Below are 20,461 nucleotides of genomic sequence, written 5' to 3' on the forward strand. Positions count from 1 at the left end.
AGTTGGGAATGCCTTTTCTTATAGTCTACAGCAGTAGCATGTGACGTTAAAGGAAGACCAGATCACTATTGGCGTCAAAATCATGTACACCAAACAAATATATCGAATCGTCGTTTCCGAAGTCTAGCAGTGTTCCCTGTTCTTCTTGTATTATAGAAAGCTTGTCCCTACTCATACCGTGCAATTCAATTATATCGCTGCCGGACGTGAATCCTGAGATATTGTCTTGTTCTCCACCTTCCCGAAATACGATGACGTCGGTCTCGTCGCAAACCAATACGAATGTGTCATTCCCGCTACCGCCATCTATCCTGGAACTTCCTCCGTGGAGATAGAAGAAGTCATTTCCGCTGCCTCCAAATACTTGCCCATTCCCATTCGATACCAAAAAGCTGTCGCTGCCGCCTCCACCATCTGCCACCCAATCCTCGCCACCTTGTATGAAAAAGAAATCATCTCCATCTTGCCCCAAATAATCTCCACCCTCAGAACTAATCTCAAAGGTGTCCGAATAATCGCTTCCACGGACGATTTCGACGCCCTCAAATTCTAGGTTCTTGAGGCCAACTTCAACGACGCCATTATTTGTCCAAATTGAAACGCCATCACTGGCATCTTCAAAGGACAAAGTATCGGTACCTTCCCCCCCTTCAACTCTTCCACCCCCATTTCCGACCCGTAAGAGATCGTCTCCTTGCCCACCGATCAATGTATCGTTGCCACTGCCGCCGACAAGGGTATCGGCACCGTCACCACCTTCGAGATAATCTTGCCCAAGGCCGCCCTCTAGAAAGTCATCGCCGGTTCCCCCAAAAAGATAATCATTGCCTTCTTCTGCAATAAATACATCTCCACCGTTTCCACCAAAAAATTTGTCAGACAAACTACTCCCATGCACGATTTCAATTCCAGAAAATCCTAAAGAAAAGGAACCAACTTCAGCCATTCCATCCGGGGAATGAATGGTTACTCCAACTCCGGCATCCATAAATGACAAAGTATCAGTACCTTCACCTCCATCAACTCTTCCTCCCCCATTTCCGACCCGTAAGAGATCGTCTCCATTTCCGCCAATCAGTGTATCGTTTCCACTGCCACTGACAAGAATATCAGCTCCGTCGCCACCTTCGAGATAGTCTTGCCCAAGACCCCCTTTTAGAAAGTCATTTCCGGCTCCTCCAAAAAGGCGATCATTGCCCTCTGCTGCAAAAAAAGTATCTCCCCCACTTCCACCGAAAAATTTGTCAGACCAACTACTCCCGTGCACGATTTCAATTCCAGAAAACCTTAAAGAAAATGAACCAACTTCAGCCTTCCCATCTGGGGAGTGAATGGTTACTCCAACTCCGGCGTCTTTAAAAGACATAGTATCGATACCATCACCGCCATCAGCTTTTCCGCCGCCATTTCCAGGTCTCAGTATATCATCCCCAATTCCACCTGCCAGATTGTCATTACCCTTACCGCCGACCAATTCATCATTACCCTCTCCGCCATTGATTTGATCATGCCCGTAACCACCATCTAAATAATCAACACCTGACCCTCCTTCCAAGATGTCGTGCCCGAAGCCGCCAAGGATAATATCGTCACCGAGATTTCCACTGAGGCTATCTGAATAACTTGTTCCGACCAATTTGTCAGAAATTGCGTTTTGATTGTCTGCGTCGATAGTGACGCCTTTGCCCTTGACAATATGCACAGCTACAAACTCGTACGGATCTAGTGTGTAATTGTAACGAAAGTCGGAGCCGCCCGAACTCAAGTCTAGATTTGTTTCATAGGAAATTGAAGCGTCTGACCAATACTTGGTGCATATTTGACCAGGCGCGCCAATGATTTTGCTGGCAAAGACATATGCATCGTCAGAAACATACTGTGAAATATCCACGCTTAACGATATTTCTTCATTAACGCCAGAAACGAAAATTACGGTGGATTCATTTTTTTCTTGGAATGCGTAGTTATATCCAACCTTTTCGCCTGAAGAATTTTTCAGCCAAGGCTCTTCGTCTGGATTGACCAGCCGCTTTCCTTCCAATCTATCGGACAGCAACGAAAATAGGTAACCTGTCGGAGTAAAGTTGTCGTCACCGTTGTGAGTAGTGGTTAAACCAGCCGGACCCCTTGTTTGAGTGGACCAAATCGACGCTAGATCAACACCGTTGGAGATCATCTCGGAGAACATTCGCATGAGCGGTGCCAATCGCATCGTCCCGTTGATCGCTGTAGTGCTTTCACCGCTTTCACCTACGTTCCATTCTGTAACCGCGAGCTCGATTTCCTTGCCAAGTGCGGAAGACCACATGTCATCGATTTGCTCCAATCTCCTGCCAATTCCGCCACCTATCCCAAGTGGGTCCCCTGAAGAATTAGTTCCGTATGCATGTGTTATAACGCCATCCACCGTGGACTTGTTGCCCTCGTCAAAGAACGAGGTCAAAACTCTATTGTTTTCCTCGGTCCTTCCGGATTGAACCAAAATCGAGACATCATTCCGCATTCCTAAAAGACGAGCTTCGGAGTCAATCAACGATGCCAATTCGGCTTGCAAGCGCCCAAACTGGCCAACATTCCAGTCAAATCTGGGTTGGTACCATTCGTTACCTATTTCAAGTACAACCTGATCCGCAGGACCGTGTTCTCCGGACAAAAGTGCCCGGATAAACCCTCGAACTTCCTCTTCAGCACCGTTTCCAATTTTTCCATTTTTACCGTTAAAATACCGATATGTGGGGAGTACGATTACTGGTGTTCCTCCGATTTCTTTCGAGTATTCAAGAAAATCTGAGAGTGGAGTTACTTCGCGCTCCCTTACTGTTTTGTATCCAAACAACTCGTCTAAAACATTTTTTTGACTGTTTGAGTTTGGATTGGATAAATCAAAATACTCCTCGGAAACCGTTCCACCTGGGTACCGAATAAAATTGGCTCCTGATTTTTCAAATACCTCGCGAAAATCGGAGTCGTGATCTAGCCTGTCCGACTGGAATAGCATATTTGAGCCAAAGTGGTTCTTTGTGATTACCTCACTAAAGTCACCTTTTGAATTCATGACGGTTCTAACTTTATGCATCGAGATACCCCAATCAATAACCACAAATGTTACTATCAAATTTTGTGTTAACGAGAGATTAAGTGAGGTTGCATGCGCAATTCAATTTTTAGACAATAAATTTTTTTGTCTTAATAGTATTTGAATAATTCGGCAATTGATTGGAGCGATCTGGTTTTCGCTTCGGCTTGGTAGCTGGGTTCCAGGTCCGTCAAATTAATTGGCCAGATGCGTGTTGTCACGGTAGCCTTCGTTTGGTTGCTCTTATTTTGATTTGAACGTAGATTTCTCGATAGAATCGCTTTCCGCCCGACATCATTGCGCATGTAGAGTGGCTCCATTGATGGTTCAATCTCGGCTTCCGGGAAGATGGGGAGATGCTTCTGCAACGTGGGATCGATGTGCCCTGTCAGACTGTTTGGCGTTACTTCATCAAATTCGGACCGTTGATCGCTCGCAAATTTCCGGAATGACAATACTGCCTAGGCAATGGGGGCATCGGGGTGAAATTGTCGTAAAATCTCAGATCGCAAGTATTGGTTTTGGCGCGTATTTTTAACAAAAAGGTGTCGTGCTGGACGAAAAGTTCTTACCGAAAAGGGGACATACAGCTCGCGAACCTGCTACTCGCAGTCTAAAAGGTCGATTTGGCTTCATCCCAGGAAGATCATAACAGACAAATTGCGGTTCTATGGTACATCATTTGGAAAATTCCGCCAATTCTTGATCATTGGCCGCACAATGCACTTCATAACCTCAAATTAGAGTCACCAACTGCCAATAACCCCGAATAGAAGCGCAGCAATGTGAGAAACACCAACCAGAAGCAGTGTAAACCGAACAATCCGTGCCCTTTTCAGAGGGCGTCTGTTTTCATTCGCTGCAATATTTCTCACTGCTGCGCTGTCTTTCCGAGTTAGCCAGTTTTGAGATTTGCTCACGCTGCTCATTTGTCAGTGCCGCTTCTTCACAGAATTCATCTAAGACAACGCCAAGACCTAACAAAACGCTAGGAACACCATTTTTGCGGGCCTCTTCAGCGAGTTCCACAAAAGCATCCACAAACCAGTGACTACTGCACATAAAGGCCCCCTTGAGAAATCTGCTTACGCATATTCAAGTCGAGAAGGTTAACGTGCGGTTAACTGTGCCTTTGAATTTGGGGGGTTGCGGTACGAACCTGCCTTTCTTTCGCGTTAAACGTGTTCTTGTAGTCTTGAATGACATACTCAATTGCACTCGCCGTTTGATGCATGCCTTCTGCCTCTAATCTCAATTTGACCTGATTGGCGCGTTCCAAGAAGTTGTCGTCCATGTGCTCCCCACCCATAGCGCAGCTTTCCAATTTAGTCATAATTGAGACATTTTGCTTAACAGACCGTTAACAGGAACGTATAGCTTTGTTGCACAAATCGGCTGGGTGCTGTCGCAAAATTCTCTGGAATTTAAAGGCCGCTCGAACCTTACGGTTCTCAATTGGAAAACCGCGTGAATAGCATGAACGGACAGACAGCGCCCTCGAATTGACCTTTTCGGATCATCTGTGCGACTTCAATGCCGTCCAAAGTTGCGGACGCAAATGTGAAAGACTAAAACCTTGGCATGGGCCGGGTACGCCGTTTGATGAGTCGGTGATCCTTTTCAATGATGTTATTCATGAAGTTCCGCCTGACCTTCTCAATCAGTACCGGACAAGTAATCCATTCAGCAATTTGTTAATGGGCATGATACCGGCTGTGTTCGCGCTACTCTTGTTGATAACATTTTTGCCGGAGAGCCCGTTCACGTTGAGTACTCGGGCGAAAAACATGCTTGCCGCAGTTTTGTTTCGTCGGTTGGACAGTATGAAACCCAGCGTCTTCCCGTGCTTGTCAACGGCTCGATAGAGATAGGTCCACGCCCCCATAACGCGCACATACGTTTCGTCCACCTGCTAGGTGCGTACACAGATGCGTTTCCGGGGGCGTGCTTTTTCGGCGATCAGTGGCGCATACTTGGCGATCTAACGATTCAAGGCCGCATGATCGATGACCACGCCCAGCTCCGTCAGAACTTCTTCCAGATATCCCTAAGTAACTGAGTAGCGTAGGTAAACGAAAAGCACATGCAAGACCACCTCTGTGGGAAAGTGTGCGCCCTTGAATGAAATCGCAACCTTCAACCTCATTCGAAATACGTAGCGCCTTTAACATATCCATCTAACCGCAGATAAAGGGAGCAAAGTTGCAGCAAATTCCTATAAGTAACTCCATTTCACCCTGGCACTCAATAATCGGTTTTTACATTTATTAACAATTCATTAGCGCCTAACGCCCTTGATGACAGAGCGTTAACCATAATCCTGCATCTGTAGCTTCTGGAAAGAAAGCAGAGGGTGCAAGTAATGCTTCGCTACATCTACGCGGATGAGTTGTACAAATTCCCAGGGTTGGCTGACGAAATGTTCCGTGATCGTGCGGATCAGTTTAAAACCCGCCTCGGGTGGGATGTCGATGTGAACGATGACGGTCACGAGCGAGACAAATACGACAATCTGAATCCACTCTATGTGATTTGGGAAGAAGAGGATGGTCGCCACGGCGGTTCGATGCGAATGCTGCCGACCACTGGACCGGTCATGGTCAATGAAGTTTTTGGACACCTGACGGGCGGCACGCCAATTCGCAGCCCACTGATATGGGAGGTCACTCGCTTCTGTCTCTCAAGAAATGCCTCTCCTCGTGTGGCTGGCGCGATTATGCTCAGCGGAGGCGAGGTCATGAAGGGTTTTGGGTTGACCCATATTGCAGGCGTCTTCGACGCACGGATGGTGAGAATTTACCGTCTCATCGGCTCGTCACCGGAGATTTTGGATAGTGAGGGTGCTGGCCGCGACCAAATTTCCGTTGGACTATGGCCATATTCTCCTGCCGATTGTGATCGTGTGGCGCAAAGAGTAGGAATATCCAGGGATCTGTCTCGAATCTGGTTCAATGCGGCCTTCTCCAGACCAAACTTTAACGCGCCGAGAATCCGGAATTTGGCCTAACCAAAATCACCACTAACAAGATCGTAATAGTTCAAGCCGCGGTGGTGACAGCGCCGCTTCCATTTAGCCGATCCGCTGCGACTTGACGGTATCCGAGCCTCTAGGTCTGTCGAGGGCGTTGGCAACTTGTATGATCGATGAGGCGATTCATGGTCCTTCGGGGCGGGATCCGCATCGGAGTAGACCGCGCCCAGGAAAACGCCGGCTTCTCGCTTGGCATCCATCTGGCAGACAACCTGACTGCCGGGCTTGGGCCGGGTGAAGAACTGGTGAATGGCGGCGTAGTGTTCGACTTCCTTGCCGGTGCCGATCTTCAAGCTGCTGCCGCTGATCTGGTAGTTGATCGATCCCGCCAGACAAGACCGGCAGCCATGGGCGGCTGCAGACGCTCGATACGCAGGGTTTTGTCGGCAAAGGGCATAATCGGATAACAGGGCATGGCGATACCGGCCTTGGCGGCGCGCTTCATCAGCTCGGTGCGCTTGAACTCCTGAAACTGGATGCTTTCGAGCCCGTACTGAGACCACCATGCAACCGGTATCGCCGCTTTCCCGGTACTACACGGGCTTGGCATTGGCCTCCAGCCCGCGTTTTTGCGCCACATGTTGGGCGTTCTGTCTTGGGCAAGGAAACACGGTCATCTTCAAGGCCCAATTCAACCATCCACTTGCATGCTTGGCTGAGGCATCGCGAGCACAGCTTACGATAGTTTGGGTGTTTATGTGCTTCCGCTGAACATGGTCTCCAACGTGATCGGAGTGCCCACCAATCGAGTGTTTCGCGTTGGAGGCGTGCGCGCACTTTGGCTTCCAGCTTGGTCGGTCGCCCCATCAGAAAACATTAACATTTGTTATCATATTCTGCGAACCCCATGATGGGCGCGAAGCGAAGGAGTTGCCGCCGGTCGCCCTGCTTTCCGGCGCAGCGAGTTTTGCCATTGCGTTCATGCTGCACCGTCCCATTCGTGTCTGGTCAACATCTTGGGTTGCGGCTTGGGCTAGGCGTGCGGTTCCGAGGGCTTACACGCAGCAGCCTCAGCGGTGAAGTGGCGGGCCTTCAACTCGGCCTCTTTCGCCAGCGCAACAGGTTCGCCGTAGGTGTCCTTGAGCCGGACGAACAACCCTGTGCGATAGCGATGCATCTGGTCTTCGCTTATTCTCCCATTTGCCAACAATTCGACAGCACGTGGGCCGTAGAGATAGCTATCAGGAACCGCCTCACCGGCATCCATACGCTTTGCGATCACATCCAGCGAGTCAACTTCGTTGCCCTCGGCAATGCGCCGGAAGGACGGGCTGGTGATTGCTAGAGCCGCCGCCTTGATTTCCCCGTTGGTGGGCCATGCGCGGGTCTTGGCATCCTCGTCAAGCCGATCTTCGAAGTTCGGCCACCAATCCTCGTAACCGTCTTTCGGGGCAATGCGCAGGAAGCAACGAACCAGTGAGGCCACCTCGTCGGCTTGAGCCTGAGCGCGGAGGCTGCGAGGAGGAGCCTTGCGTTCGAGATAGCGGGTGATCTTGTCGGTCAGGAATGTTTCCCGCCGCTCGCGGTCGAACATGGTCATCGTCCTGCGTTTACCTCCTGCGCCATCGCCATCAGTTCAGCCATGGTCGGCTGTTCAGGCTTACTGAGAATTGCGGTGATGTAGGGGATCGGGTCGCCGGTTTTGGCGAGGTAGGCGTCAATGAATGCCGTCTGAACTTCGCTGGCTGACCTCATCTTGAGCCACTTGCCAATGACGTTGCGGGCCTGTCGATCATCGACACCTTGCGAGACCAGCCAATCCTTGCACTTCGACCAAACAAAATCGGTCGGATCGACGGCGCTGCCGTCCATTCCGTCAGGAATGGTAATAGTTGGGTTATTGGGTAGTTGGGTAGGTTGGTCCGTGGACACATCCGCCGTTGCAACCGCAGTTACATCCGTGGTTGCTGGTGGATTGTTATTTCCCAATGGGTTATTTGTTTTTTTGCCCGACTTCCTGTCGGATTGTGCCTTGCAGCGAGCTTCGACGTAATCGGCTTCTTTTCGAAGCCTCCGGGAAATCAGCACACCATTCTTGGCATCAAGGAACTCCCGGACGGCTATCCCAATGCGCGACTTCCAAAGGCGAAGAGATACCCTGGAGACCGCCGCAAGGCGGCGGTCATCATCAGGAAAATCGCACGTCTCGCGCACCCACATTGCCATGAGAACGAGCATGTAGGCGCCGACTTCATCGGCGGCGAGGTGTTGGGTATCGCGCTGGAACGCGTCTACCCACAACGGGCAAGGACGCTTTGTGCGCGCACGTTTGGCATTGAAGTCACTCATCGTGAGCCTCCGCCTCGCGTCCTATTTGATGTCTTCGTAAAGCTCGTGCCGCAAAAACGGTCGGCTCAACCCGACGCATCAGTATTATGGCCATGACTAATTCTCCGCGAACTCAGACCGTCAGGCGAGGTCGCCGTCGCGCAAAGCGCGGAGATGGGAGTCAATTTCCTCTTCGATCCAGTACAGGCGACCGCCGAGCTTGAACGGTTTTGGAAGCCGTTCGGCAGCAAGGTCGGCATAGATCGAAGATCGCGAGCGGTTCGCGAGCTTTGCGCGCAGGTCGTTGAGGGTCAGATATTTGGGAGAAATTTTCGACGTTGTGCTCATTGCGCCTATCGTCCTTCTTACTCGGGACGACAGCCGCAACTATTATAGACAGCCGTTCGTCCCACCAATGGGTGTCCCTTCTTGGGAATGACGAACCGCACGTCTTGCGCAGCAATGTCTCGTACACTATCGGACGAATGTTGGATGCGCAATATATAGGGCACAATTCTGGCCATGTACTGGATGCGGTGCTATTAGGTTGTCGCGGCAGTTTACTTCGGAACTGCCAGCGAAACGACTTGCCCAGATCCACCGCTGACGTGATCAGCCCAACGCTCAATTAGTACTCTGCGCTGCTCAAGAAAATCGGTACGCCGGTAGGCCCGCACCACGCCGGAATCGGTTACATGTCCAAGCATTGCTTCCGCTACTTCATGCGGCGCGTCGGTCGATTCTGCCAGCCAGTCGCGAAGACTACTGCGGAAGCCGTGTGGGCGGGCTTCCAATTTCCGCCGTTCCATCATCCGCGAGAGCGTCATATCAGAAATCACACCTTGCCGCGTGTTCGGGAACAGAAAACCGTTTCGGGAATGCGGGAGGGCAAGCTCTATAACGCGCATTGCTTCCTGCGAAAGCGGCACTCGGAAATCACTTGTCGCTCCCTTGCGACCTTTCATAGCCTCGCCTGGAATGGTCCAAACGTCTCCCTCAATTTGGTCGAGCCTTAAGAAGCGCAGCGGTTTTGAGCGAACGCCCGTTAGAATTAGAAGTCTCATCGCAAGGTGCGTGAGCGTCGGTTCCTCAAGGCTGGTGAAAAAGGCCGGCACGTCAGCCCATGCCATCGCTGGGATATGCTTTGGTTCATGCCGGGATTTTCCCAGAAGCGCTTTGGCCTTCACTGTCGCTTGCAGGTCAACGTCCAAACCTAAAGCTGCTGCATGGCGAAGTACAATACTGATCCTGTTCAATGCCTTGCGTGCCGTGTCAGCTTTCGTATGCCAAATTGGTGCCAGAGTATCGCGAATATCGCGTTGGTCGATGTCAGTCACCGGGACCTTCCCAAGCTTGGGCAGCACATGCCTATCAAGCGGTGAAAGCCAACGGCCGGCTTTTCCGTCGCCCTTCAATTCGGCCTTGCGAGCTTCGAAGGCATCGGTTGTCAGCACCGAAAGCGATATGTCTTCGCGACGTGCGGCCTGTGCTTCGACTTCACGTTCCTTCACCGGGTCACGGCCAGCCGCTGCGACCGTGCGCCAGCGTGCAGCAATGTCGCGAGCCCCAGCAAGCGAGAGCGTTGGATAGCCGCCGAGGCCCATTTCACGCCGCCGACCATGAACGGTCACGCGCAGTACCCATTGTGCTCCACCGTCCTCTCGCTTGACCAGCCAAAGTCCAGCCCCATCGCAGTGCTTTCCGACTGGCGCTGTTTTTACGAAGGAAGCTGAAAGTCTTTTTTTTGCCCGCAATTTTTATCCACCCTAATATCCACCTTAGGTTACTGGATGGCACCAAACGCGACAAGACAAGATCGGACAGTTGCTGCCATGTTTTCAAGGGAGATTGAGGCCCTCTTGAACGAATAAATACATTAAAAAGCAAAGTGTTGGTGCCGCCCCCGGGCACCACTTTTCTCCAAGAAAAGCAATGTGTTGTTAGTGTGGCCGCTATTGCACCTCGTTGGTTGATTGCCCAGGATCTCGTTTCCCGCTTCACTCTGCAAGCACTCAACAGGACCGGCAGGCCGTATTCTTTAGCCAGCCCTTTCGAAGATTGTCAGGGATATTGAACCACCTATCTACGCGGCTGCTTTTACTTGGGCGCTGTAGTTCTGAGTGATGCTCAAAGTCGGGTTCTCATCCAGCCATTCGCCAAATGCCTCCAACAGGAACTTGTTGAGATACTCATTGGCCAGAGAATTCTGCCTTGCTTTAGCGATCAGGTGTTGAAGAATATTGCGTGCTGCGAAGAGCAGCGGCTTTCCGTAGACATCACGCGCCACATCCCAGTTAGTGGGGCGCTGTGTTAGCCTAAAGCCCCCCATCACTGTCTTTTTCTTGCTCAATGTCCACGCAAACGCGACAGATCAATCTGAGGAAGTACCGTGCCTCTTCTGATATTCAAAAAAACACGCACCCTCTTGCTTCCGGCAAAAGAATGACTGGATTGCCGCGACTAGAACTACGTACGCAATAAAGAATGGACGAAGTTGTTTGATTAGGGTGCATCGAGTGGCCTGAATGCTCGACATGACTGCCCTCACGTCAAAGTAAATCCAAAGCCGCCTTTTCAAATGCGCGGAATGTGATCTCGGTGTAGAAAAGCTCATTTTCCCAGCTGTATGTGCAAGTAAAGGGCAAGATGCAGGCCAAGCGAGGGGAAAGCGCCGTCGAGATCGGCCCGTTAAACCTTGAGACTTACAAGATCTTCGAAAAAGAAACTTTTGACGCCTCCGTCCCTGTACCAAGGCTGGAGACGCGCCAAGTGATTTCAAATAAATTCAGATAATACTATGTAATTGTTCATTAGGTGCTATGGTCAAGCCATGAACTCGCTCACCAGGATAACAAAAGGGATCAGTGTCGCCTTTAAGGATGGCAGAGTGAAGGGTCTTCTTGCTTTCACAACTGGCATGATCTTATGGGCGTCGGTGTTTTATCACTACGTCGAAGGTTGGAGTTGGCTCGACTCCGTGTACTTCTCTGTTGTTACAATTTCGACAGTCGGGTTTGGTGACTTCTCTCCTGAAACCGCTGCAGGGAAGGTTTTTACAATGATATACATCATTGTGGGGCTCGGCATCTTCGTGACTGCAGCGACTACAGTGGCTGATACAATTCTATCTCAGGATGACAAAAATTCGAAAAAATAGACGGTGCCCAATTGAACTAAAAGCGGGCGTTTTCGAAAGCAGCGCCCTGATTAATGGCTGAAGTCATCAATTTAAATACCTATCAATTACAACATACTACACGATCCTTTCCAAAAAAATCACACATCTTGTTTTTTGAGTGTAACATTCAGAAAACAATGGAGGGATGGTATGGAAAAGACTCAGGACGCGAAGATTGTCGATCTCGCAATTCGTTTGTTGTTTCTCGGACTATTCCTCTACAGCGCATTGGTAATGGTCGCGCCGCTCGCAAGTGTGGTGATCTGGGCGACGATCCTTTGTGTGGCACTTTATCCGGTTTTTGATTGGCTGCAGTCTAAGCTGGGGGGGCGGAAAAAACTTGCAGCGACAATACTGGTTCTCTTGGGCCTTGTGTTGACATTGGGGCCCGTCGCAACAGCCGTTTCTGGTGCCGCTGAATTGGGTTCTGAGTTTGCCGAACAAGCCGATAGAGGCGAATTGAAAATCCCGCCAGCCCCTGACGGCATCAAAGAGCTGCCGCTAGTCGGGGAAAAAATCGCTGACGTCTGGGGAATGTTTGAACGAAACCTGGACGGTGCGCTTGCAAAATATGGGGCACAAATACTGGAGATCACCAAGTCTCTGTTTGGAAAAGTATTGGGCATTGGAATAGGACTATTGGGCCTTGCGCTTTCCGTTTTGATTATGGGCGCCCTGTTCAGCCCCGGACCGAACCTTGTGCAAGGCCTTCAACGATTTGCCAATCGTGTCTTCGCCCCACGTGGCGGTGAGTTCGTAACATTGGCAGGCGCAACGATCCGCAACGTCACCAAGGGCGTGATCGGCGTCGCCGCCATACAAGCTGTTGTTGTTTGGCTACTCTTGGTATTGTTCGGCATTAACTCGGCGGCGACGCTGGCATTCATTTGCCTGATACTATCGATCATCCAGATTGGCCCCGGCTTGGTTCTACTACCGGTGATTATCTACGCATGGAGTTCGATGTCAGGTGGTGCTGCCTTGGTCTTCACCATACTGGCCGTCCCAGTGACGATCATGGACAGCTTCCTGCGTCCCGTCTTCATCTCGAAGGGCCTTGAGACGCCGATGCTTGTGATCCTAATCGGGGTCCTCGGCGGCATGATGGCCTATGGTTTGATCGGTATTTTCATGGGGCCTGTTCTGTTCGCTGTCTTCTACGAACTGTTCAAGGTCTGGATCGATGCCCCCACGGATTCGAAAGACGCTGCTGATGGAGCAGCTGTATGAGAAAGACAATTTGGACGACACTGGCCATCATACTTTTCTTTCTGGTCTGGTACCTTGTCGCGGACCGAAAAACCCCATTCACCGGCAACGCCAGAGTAAAGGCCATTGCCACCCAAATCGTTCCGCAGGTCACTGGTACTGTAACTGAGGTTCTTGTCCAAAATGGCCAGGTCGTCTCGGCTGGGGATGTTCTGGTTCGGATCGATCCCAGACCCTATGAAATTGATCGCGACAAGGCCGAAGCCGATCTGGAAGCAGCCACCCAAGAGGTAGGCGCATCTTCAGCAGAAGTCAGCGCGGCCCAAGCCAAACTGGCCAGGGCTCAGAGCGATCTCGACACGATGCGCATACAGACCGAACGTGTCTTTGCGTTGGAAAAGAAAGGCTTGATCGCCGTCTCAAAGGCCGATGATGCGCGCGGGCAATTGGCGGAGTCCGAAGCCAATTTCGAGAACGCCCAAGCGGACTTGGAAAAAGCCAAGCAAAGGCTTGGCGATGACGGAATCGAAAACCCAAAAATCCAGCGAGCTCTGGCCGCTTTGGCGGATGCCGAACTTAATCTGGAGTGGACAGAACTACGTGCTCCGGCAACAGGTGTCGTATCCAACCTTTTGATCGCCCCCGGGACGTATGCAAGGTCTGGCCAAGATCTTTTGACGTTTCTGGATGCGACAGACATCTGGATCGAGGCCTATTTCACCGAAAATAACCTCGGCAGGGCGTCGGTTGGTTCTCCTGTTGATGTGGTGCTGGATATGCATCCCGGTCAGATTATTCCCGGTGTAATCGAAAGTTTCAGCGCCGCGGTTTCGCTGAGTGGTGGGGACGAACCCGGCCAATTGGCAAGCGCACCCAGTACCAAAGGTTTTTTGCGCGAACCCGAACGGTTCCCGGTACGGATAATTCTGCCCGGTTACGAGGCTGGTAATGCCGAGGATGATCTTCGTTTTCAGTTGAACGGACAAGCGGACGTTATCATGTATCTCAGCGACAGTTCCTTGCTAAACACGGTCGGTCGCGCCTACATCCGCTTGGTTTCGATCTTTTCCTATGCGTACTGAAGACAAGCGCTCCGTCGCGCGGTTGACGCTGGGCGTGACGGGTGTGTTTTCGTTGGGTTTGTTTTTTGGTTGGCCACTTGCGGTTGTAGGCGCAGTGTTCACCGCGCTGTTCCTTCAGGCGCCCGCAGCGCTTCCTTTGGCTGCATTTGGCAAACTTTTCGTCTTCTCGATTGGACTGATGTTTATTTCGTTCCTGCTGTCATCGGTGTTCGCGCCATATCCTGTTGTGTTTCTCATTCTGGTGGCGCTGGGGATCATCCTGTCGTTCACTTGGTCGGTCTCTGGCGCCGGAGTTTTGCCGGGTGTCATAGCACTAATGGGCGCTTTAATGATCCCGAACCTCGTGCTGCAGTCTCAAGATCTAGCTTTGGTACTTGTGTTTTGGATTCCGATGAACCTGCTGTTTGCAGGTTTCGTATCGACGTTGATGTTTGTTCTGATACCCGTTGAACCCCAAACACCTGCCGAGAAAAAAACAGCAGCTTCGCCCGACTTCGATCCGTATCGCCGGATTATAAGAATGTCACTTGTTACAGTTCCGTTTGCCATGGCGTTCTTCGTGTCTGGCGCATCGGCGCTTTTGGTTCTGTTTTTTGTGGCTCTTCTAAGTCAGCAACTAGCGGCGATGCCTGCCATGGGGAAAACCGTCGCCAAATCGATGTTGACCGCCAACCTACTTGGCGCCGCGGTGTCTATCATTTGCTATGAAGTAAACGTAATAGCCCCCGTTTTTTTGACGCCCGTCCTGCTATGCTTTTTCTTTTGCCTCACGCTCGGTGCGCTCGGAAAATCGCAGGTACCGCTCGCCGCCGCCGCCGGATCTGCCATTACAACAGCATTGATCGTTTATGGCGGGTCCATTGCACCTTTTTCCGACGAGGCAGACGTGAAAAGCATTACGCGCGTGTTACAAGTTGCAAGCGCGGCGATCTTTGTGATTATCGCATATGTCGTAGTGGACGAGTTCTTGCCGGAAAAGAAACGCCAAGCCCCATCCGAAGCCTAGCGCAAATATCCTGGGCAGTCTTTTCCAAATGAATGTTCCGAAATTTTGCTGTGCGAAATCACCTACTACGACCCTGATTGATGGCTTGCAGTGTACATCCAAATTGGGAGACCCTGTCGCGCGGTCCACCCCGTCGCTCATGGACGGTCTGCTCAGGGCGCTACTGCAGCCATTCACTGCGGTGCGCTTGGACTGGCGGTCAGAGCCCAGAGCGACGGGTGCTGTGCTTGAATGGCTCCTTCCACCTGTATACATATAGCAGATTGCAGAAGTACGTATTGGATACTGCAGTTGGGAGAGATCGACATGACAACCCCACACCTGACCCGGAGAGCTATCGTTTCAACCGCGGGGGCCGCGCTTCTCACTAGCGCCTCCGGCCTGACCTTGCCGGCACGTGCGCAAACTGTTGCGGCCACTCCGACGATGCGGGGAGGAGCCAACAATTACCGCCCTGGCGCTCCGATCATGGAAAGGATCGGCAATGGCGGCTTTTGGACCACTGGAACCGTGCGACGCGCGGGCGACGGTGCGCCCCTTGCCGGCCGGCGCATTCAGGTGTGGGCCCATACGACCGAAGGTCACGAACGGGACGCGCGGTCTCATGGCGCGACGCTCACCGACGCCGACGGCGTATTCCGCATCGAGATGCCACAGATTGTACCCGCCTTCGGTCAGCCGCATGCGCATCTGGCTTACGATGCAGAATACGATGATGGCGGCTTCGAGACGGTTTTTTTGCGGCCTGTGATGGAGCGGGCATCGGACACGAGCCTGCATGTTGAGTTCGTTTTGCGGCCTGTCTGATGAGCTTATTGCGCGGCGTGGTCGCATGGGGGGCTCTAGCCTTGGCAATTGCGGTGCCCTTGATCGCCGCAGCGCAAAGCCCGCTTCTGCAATGGCGCGAGCCGCTCTATGTCATTGCCGGATTTTCTGGGATCGTTGGATTGGCGCTTTTGCTTGTTCAACCTCTTCTAATCACCGGCGTGCTTCCGGGGATCCCGGCGCGGCGCATCCATATCTGGACCGGAACGGCACTGGTTTTCGCGGTGGTTGTCCACGTGGCGGGTCTTTGGGTCACGAGCCCGCCGGACGTGGTAGATGTCTTGCTGTTCCGCTCTCCGACTCCGTTTTCCGTCTGGGGTGCGGTGGCAATGTGGGCCCTCTTCGCAACCGCCATCCTTGCTGCCGTGAGAAAGCAACTGGGACTGCGCATCTGGCGCCTCGGCCATAGCGTGGCGGCGGTCGTGATCGTCTCAGGTACAGTCGTACACGCCTGGCTAATCCAAGGTGCGATGGAGGACGTGACGAAAGGGGCACTCTGCGTGATCGTTTTGGGGGCAGGAGCATGGGCCTTGTATCGCCGCCGCGTATGGCGAATGCTCCGCTAACTGAGGCGATAACAGATCGTGCGTAGCGGGCCGTTCGTCGCCCACCTTCAGGAAAGCGGCTGCAAGCAACATTTAGGAAGCTGCGCAATTCCCTGAACTGCATGGCTCAAACGGACGTTCATGGACGGCGCGGCGAAAGCGCATTTCGTCTGCGTCTCGTTAGTCTGACCTGGCTGCAGCGAAAGGGCGGTTTGAAACTCGCCGATTTCCGCGAGCGCGAATGGCCGCAAAGGGGAGGTTCGCAGGACTTCCGAAACTCTCGCGCTGCGGGAGCGAGGGATCTCTGCATCAGCAATAGCGGCATGAACGAAAGGCGGGTTTGTCCGCTCCTTGCCAGTTCGGCGCTGACGATGTGAATGACAGCGGTGTCCGATCCCAACCATTGGTGAATCCGGCAGCGAAGCATCGCGAAGAGCCCACTTTGACCGATGCTGCGCTGGGTCCAAATGACAATCTTGGTGAATAAGCGGACTTTCGTCCGCAGGTGTTTCCCACGAGTTCTTGTAAGGATCGGGAGGCAAGGATTGGTGCCTCCCGTGAATTGATTTCTACTGTGACATCCCGCCTTCGGTCGAGATTTGTTCTTCAACATGACCTTGGTTGGTGACGTCCGAACCCCGTGGAGGATAGTCCTTGAACGTAGACAGGTGGTTTTGAACGATTTTGGCCGCCGGCCCAAATGCCCACATCTTGTTGCCCATCCAGCGGGTATACATCCCCGATTCCTCGGCCGCTTTTTCGTAAGGATCGCGACGCAGGTTGAACAGCAGGGGCGCGTTCAGTTCCTCTTTGGGGCCAGCCCACCCTTCGGTTTGGATCGTGAAATGCGCTTTCCAGTCTCCGTGGCGTACTGCCTGCAAGTCCGGGCCTTCGTAGTAGATGATCTCGTCCCGGTTGCTCTCGCCCTCACCAGTCAGGAACGACAGTTGATTGTACCCATCCAGATGCACCTGATAGCCTTCGTAGCCCTCCAGCAATGATCCGGTCAGATCGTCAGGCCCACCAGCAGCGGCAACAAGGGTGGGCATCCAGTCAAGACCCGCAAAAATACCGTTGCTCACGGTTCCGGCGGGGACTTTGCCGGGCCAGCGAATGATGGCAGGGACGCGGAAGCCGCCTTCCCATGTCGTGCCCTTTTCGCCATGGAACGGGGTTGTTCCACCATCGGGCCAGGTCATGGTTTCGGGGCCGTTATCGGACGTAAAGACGACAATCGTGTTGTCCGAGACGCCCAATTCGTCCAGTCGCGCCATGACTTTGCCGACGTTGTCGTCCAGCTCTTTCATCACGACATCCTGCAAGCCGCGCCCGTCACCCAGCATGGCCTCGTATTCGGGACTCAGATGGGTCCAGACATGCGCGCGCGCCGGTGCCATCCAGACAAAGAACGGCGTATCGCTGTCGACTGCGCGGTTGATGAAGTCCAACGTGTGGGCTGTCACCTCGTCGTCCAGCGTCTTTTGCCGCTCGGGCGGAGCCGGACCATCGTCGATGATGCGTTGCTTGCCAACCAGACCCCAGCGTGGGTCCACAGTTTCATCGACTGTATCCGTGGCGTACGCGTGAATGATGTTCCGAGGGCCAAATGTGTCGTTGAATTTCTGATCTTTCGGCCAGTCCGGGTCGGATGTGTATTCCATCGCGTTCAGATGATAGAGCCAACCCCAATATTCATCAAACCCCTTCACCGTCGGCAGGAATTTGTTCATATCCCCCAGATGGTTCTTGCCGAATTGACCGGTCGTGTAGCCCAGAGATTTCAGCATATTGGCCAAAGTGGGATCATCCTCGCTCAGACCTTTTTCAGGGTCTCCGGGCAGGCCGACTGTGTGCATTCCGGTACGAACTGGCAATTGTCCGGTGATAAAGGCTGACCGTCCAGCAGTGCAGCTTGGCTGAGCATAATAATCCGTCAAACGCATACCGTCGGCGGCCAGCTGATCAAGGTTGGGTGTTTTGATGCTTTTCACACCCTGATGATAGCTACCCAGACTGGCCCAGCCGACATCGTCGGCCATGATGACAAGGATATTGGGCTGGTCGGTTTCGGCCAAAACCGGCAAGGCAGAGACCGTCGCCGTGGCCAGCGTGGCGGAAACCGCAATAGATCGTAGGGTGAACATTGTTACCTCTGTGGACTTAGAAGACGATATCGGTGTTGGAAATATCGAGGGGTCCATCAGGGATAGCGATTGAGAGTTTCTTGTCGCAACAGTGCTTTACCATGATTTCATATTGTGAAAACTAAAACGCGAAACCTGAAATGAGCTTGAGCGCATGATGAACGAAAACGCTTTGACCGCCTTTCTCGCATTGGCTGAAACCGGCAGCTTCCAGAACGCTGCCCGTGCGATGGGTGTCTCCAACGCGTCCTTGTCCCGCTATGTCGGGCAGGCTGAAGAGCACACGGGACTTGTTTTGTTCCATCGCAGCCGCAACAGCAGCACATTGACACGTGCGGGGCAGGAGTTTTTGCCAATCGCCCAGGCGCTGCGTGAAGACCTGGACCGCTATGCGACCCGTGTTTCTGGATTGCGCGAAACCGGGCCGGGCACTTTGCTGATCGGTTGCGGGCCGCTCACCACGAGGACCCTGATCCTGCCCGTCTTACGGGCCGTCAGAAGAACAATGCCTGACCTGCGCTTCCGAATTCTGGTGAGCGCCTACGCTCGTCCACTCGACTTATTGCAGGCGGGTAAATTCGACGTGTTCCTCGGTGATCTGACCTATACGCCCGAAGCCGACGATGTCGAGATCATGGTGATGGAGAAACAACCCATCCAGTTCGTGGCCCATCGAGATCATGAGATTCACCAGCGCGGCCCGCAAACTATGGCAGGCATTTTCGATTTTCCCTTTGCATCACCCCATCTCCACAAACATTGGAAAGCCGCTTTGACAACAGCACTTGGTGGCGGTGCCGAGGCCGTCGAAAAGGTCAATGCGCAGCCGCATATCGAATGCGACGACTACAACCTCCTGACTGGACTGCTGGCAGAGCCTGAATTTATCGTTGGAGGGATGCCGGACATATTCGCAGAGCTGATCCGTGCAAAGACCGCAAAACCCGTGTCGATGAAACAGAACCTTACATGGAACATTTGCGCAGCGCGCAAGTCGCAGAACACGTCTGCCGGGGTTGAATTGGTTTGGAATGAACTTGCCAAGTATCGGGCGTGATCGGTGGCGGGAGGCACAGGGAGGCCTGTAACTGAAACATTTTCTGACCCATAAGTAGGTCGTTTTCTTAGGCCCGTTAGATTTGCCGAAGTTCCGCTTAGGTATTGAGAGCAGCTTTTGAATGAAAATGACCAACAGCAGCAAAGTCCGCTTACCGGCTTTGAACCTGGATCACATGCTGCGACCGCGACGAGGGTCCGCTCCCGACTGCGGCGGCGCGGCATAGCCCACACAACGAAGACGTCACCCGCGGCCCGCAAGTTGGAAAGACTTCATCAGACAATACCCGGCCCCCGCACCTTCCCCCGGCTTGCGGGAGTAGGCCCTTCGCTTTCAGGTTCGTATCCGCGCGATGCCTTTTGTCGGAGGCCAGCCGCTTCCCCGCAGGCTTCTCACCTGCCCCGCTCTGACCGTGCACGGCCTCGGCGGTCCCCGGTCCGACTAGTGTCTGAAGACGTTCGTCGAACGGTGGGTTCCGTAGTCGCGTTTCTGCACCTAGCCAGAAGGAGTCGCGTCGGTGCGGGAGGCGGTAGTCCCCGAACCATAATTCACAATTGGAGGTCGATCGTGAACGTACCGTGGTCACCGCTTTTTTTGATCGCTCACCTGGGAAAGCAGCAAGAATAAACCGGGCACAATGGAGACGGGGAGACCCATCCCGGCCCGGATGCAAAGCTCTCCGAACCCACCCCGTCACCTGTGCGCCTTTACCCGAACCTGTCGGAACTCTATCGCTCCAAGGTCGCCGATCTGGCACAGGCTCTATTGGAGCTGGCGATCCGCACCGGGGCGCTGGAAGCCATCCGGAGCCTGATCGAACGTGTCACGGTCCAGCATGAGAAGGACGGCGTACAAATCGAACTTGAAGGCGTGTTGGCAGCAATGATTGGGCTGGCTGGCCCAGAACGACAAAAGCCGCCTTGCGGCGGCTGACTTATAAAGTTGGTTGCGGGAGCAGGATTTGAACCTGCGACCTTCAGGTTATGAGCCTGACGAGCTACCGGGCTGCTCCATCCCGCGACACTTTTGGTGGGCCTACC

General features: G+C 53.0%; 20 protein-coding genes, 1 tRNA gene and 1 pseudogene. 10 read left to right on the forward strand and 12 right to left on the reverse strand.

Going from position 1 to position 20,461, the window contains the following annotated elements; genetic code table 11:
- Positions 1 to 46: 46 nt before the first annotated feature.
- The 4 genes and pseudogenes from ACR0NW_RS06070 to ACR0NW_RS06085 all read right to left on the reverse strand — a co-directional run bounded on the left by ACR0NW_RS06070 (position 47) and on the right by ACR0NW_RS06085 (position 5,222).
- Complete coding sequence (locus ACR0NW_RS06070) at positions 47 to 3,076, reverse strand: calcium-binding protein (RefSeq protein ID WP_480448375.1); 3,030 nt, start codon at positions 3,074 to 3,076, stop codon at positions 47 to 49.
- Positions 3,077 to 3,928: 852 nt separating this feature from the next.
- A complete protein-coding gene (locus ACR0NW_RS06075) occupies positions 3,929 to 4,105 on the reverse strand; it encodes a hypothetical protein (RefSeq protein ID WP_480448374.1) in 177 nt (58 codons plus the stop codon).
- 91 nt (positions 4,106 to 4,196) lie between these two features.
- Positions 4,197 to 4,370 (reverse strand): hypothetical protein, encoded by a 174-nt coding sequence (locus ACR0NW_RS06080; protein WP_480448373.1) that lies wholly within the window; start codon positions 4,368 to 4,370, stop codon positions 4,197 to 4,199.
- Positions 4,371 to 4,527: 157 nt separating this feature from the next.
- Positions 4,528 to 5,222 (reverse strand): annotated as a pseudogene (locus ACR0NW_RS06085) (IS6 family transposase).
- Between the two features lie 216 nt (positions 5,223 to 5,438).
- Between ACR0NW_RS06085 and ACR0NW_RS06090 the strand changes: the two are divergent.
- Positions 5,439 to 6,083 carry an acyl-homoserine-lactone synthase gene (locus ACR0NW_RS06090; RefSeq protein ID WP_480448372.1) on the forward strand — a complete coding sequence of 215 codons (645 nt, stop codon included), beginning with the start codon at positions 5,439 to 5,441 and terminating at the stop codon, positions 6,081 to 6,083.
- 149 nt (positions 6,084 to 6,232) lie between these two features.
- A complete protein-coding gene (locus ACR0NW_RS06095) occupies positions 6,233 to 6,514 on the forward strand; it encodes a hypothetical protein (protein ID WP_480448371.1) in 282 nt (93 codons plus the stop codon).
- A 37-nt stretch (positions 6,515 to 6,551) separates the two neighbouring features.
- On the opposite strand, the gene ACR0NW_RS06100 is transcribed toward ACR0NW_RS06095, so the two are convergent.
- The 6 genes from ACR0NW_RS06100 to ACR0NW_RS06125 form a co-directional block, all read right to left on the reverse strand.
- Positions 6,552 to 6,914, reverse strand: coding sequence for an HGGxSTG domain-containing protein (locus ACR0NW_RS06100; protein ID WP_480791513.1), 363 nt, complete (start codon positions 6,912 to 6,914; stop codon positions 6,552 to 6,554).
- A 166-nt stretch (positions 6,915 to 7,080) separates the two neighbouring features.
- The gene (locus ACR0NW_RS06105) at positions 7,081 to 7,647 is read right to left on the reverse strand and encodes a hypothetical protein (protein ID WP_480448369.1); all 567 of its coding nucleotides are present in this window, start codon (positions 7,645 to 7,647) and stop codon (positions 7,081 to 7,083) included.
- A complete protein-coding gene (locus tag ACR0NW_RS06110) occupies positions 7,644 to 8,396 on the reverse strand; it encodes a DUF1376 domain-containing protein (RefSeq protein WP_480448368.1) in 753 nt (250 codons plus the stop codon). Before ACR0NW_RS06110 ends, ACR0NW_RS06105 begins: the two co-directional genes overlap by 4 nt.
- 120 nt (positions 8,397 to 8,516) lie before the next feature.
- Positions 8,517 to 8,723, reverse strand: coding sequence for a helix-turn-helix transcriptional regulator (locus ACR0NW_RS06115; protein ID WP_480448367.1), 207 nt, complete (start codon positions 8,721 to 8,723; stop codon positions 8,517 to 8,519).
- 212 nt (positions 8,724 to 8,935) lie between these two features.
- Positions 8,936 to 10,129, reverse strand: coding sequence for a tyrosine-type recombinase/integrase (locus tag ACR0NW_RS06120; RefSeq protein ID WP_480448365.1), 1,194 nt, complete (start codon positions 10,127 to 10,129; stop codon positions 8,936 to 8,938).
- Positions 10,130 to 10,458: 329 nt separating this feature from the next.
- Positions 10,459 to 10,725, reverse strand: coding sequence for a hypothetical protein (locus ACR0NW_RS06125; RefSeq protein WP_480448364.1), 267 nt, complete (start codon positions 10,723 to 10,725; stop codon positions 10,459 to 10,461).
- Between the two features lie 480 nt (positions 10,726 to 11,205).
- On the opposite strand from ACR0NW_RS06125, the gene ACR0NW_RS06130 reads away from it, so the two are divergent.
- The 6 genes from ACR0NW_RS06130 to ACR0NW_RS06155 all read left to right on the forward strand — a co-directional run bounded on the left by ACR0NW_RS06130 (position 11,206) and on the right by ACR0NW_RS06155 (position 16,241).
- Positions 11,206 to 11,532 (forward strand): potassium channel family protein, encoded by a 327-nt coding sequence (locus ACR0NW_RS06130; RefSeq protein WP_480448363.1) that lies wholly within the window; start codon positions 11,206 to 11,208, stop codon positions 11,530 to 11,532.
- 171 nt (positions 11,533 to 11,703) lie between these two features.
- A complete protein-coding gene (locus ACR0NW_RS06135; protein ID WP_480448362.1) occupies positions 11,704 to 12,783 on the forward strand; it encodes an AI-2E family transporter in 1,080 nt (359 codons plus the stop codon).
- Positions 12,780 to 13,844 carry an HlyD family secretion protein gene (locus ACR0NW_RS06140; protein ID WP_170651246.1) on the forward strand — a complete coding sequence of 355 codons (1,065 nt, stop codon included), beginning with the start codon at positions 12,780 to 12,782 and terminating at the stop codon, positions 13,842 to 13,844. The genes ACR0NW_RS06135 and ACR0NW_RS06140 overlap by 4 nt, the downstream gene beginning before the upstream one ends.
- Positions 13,834 to 14,850, forward strand: coding sequence for a hypothetical protein (locus ACR0NW_RS06145; protein WP_480448361.1), 1,017 nt, complete (start codon positions 13,834 to 13,836; stop codon positions 14,848 to 14,850). The genes ACR0NW_RS06140 and ACR0NW_RS06145 overlap by 11 nt, the downstream gene beginning before the upstream one ends.
- Positions 14,851 to 15,156: 306 nt before the next feature.
- On the forward strand, positions 15,157 to 15,657 hold the full coding sequence (locus ACR0NW_RS06150) for a twin-arginine translocation pathway signal (protein WP_480448360.1): 501 nt from the start codon (positions 15,157 to 15,159) through the stop codon (positions 15,655 to 15,657).
- Positions 15,657 to 16,241, forward strand: a complete 585-nt coding sequence (locus tag ACR0NW_RS06155; RefSeq protein WP_480448359.1) for a ferric reductase-like transmembrane domain-containing protein — start codon at positions 15,657 to 15,659, stop codon at positions 16,239 to 16,241. Before ACR0NW_RS06150 ends, ACR0NW_RS06155 begins: the two co-directional genes overlap by 1 nt.
- A 548-nt stretch (positions 16,242 to 16,789) precedes the next feature.
- Here ACR0NW_RS06155 and ACR0NW_RS06160 read toward each other — a convergent pair.
- Entirely contained in the window at positions 16,790 to 18,364 is a 1,575-nt protein-coding gene (locus ACR0NW_RS06160; protein ID WP_480448357.1) for an arylsulfatase, read from the reverse strand.
- Between the two features lie 154 nt (positions 18,365 to 18,518).
- Between ACR0NW_RS06160 and ACR0NW_RS06165 the strand changes: the two genes are divergently transcribed.
- Together ACR0NW_RS06165 and ACR0NW_RS06170 are read left to right on the forward strand one after the other, a co-directional pair.
- Positions 18,519 to 19,421, forward strand: coding sequence for a LysR family transcriptional regulator (locus ACR0NW_RS06165; protein WP_480448355.1), 903 nt, complete (start codon positions 18,519 to 18,521; stop codon positions 19,419 to 19,421).
- A 699-nt stretch (positions 19,422 to 20,120) separates the two neighbouring features.
- Positions 20,121 to 20,354 (forward strand): hypothetical protein, encoded by a 234-nt coding sequence (locus tag ACR0NW_RS06170; RefSeq protein WP_480448354.1) that lies wholly within the window; start codon positions 20,121 to 20,123, stop codon positions 20,352 to 20,354.
- Between the two features lie 10 nt (positions 20,355 to 20,364).
- Here ACR0NW_RS06170 and ACR0NW_RS06175 read toward each other — a convergent pair.
- Positions 20,365 to 20,441, reverse strand: a tRNA-Met gene (locus ACR0NW_RS06175).
- Positions 20,442 to 20,461: the final 20 nt, after the last annotated feature.

Source organism: Ruegeria sp. CF5 (genome assembly GCF_056537325.1).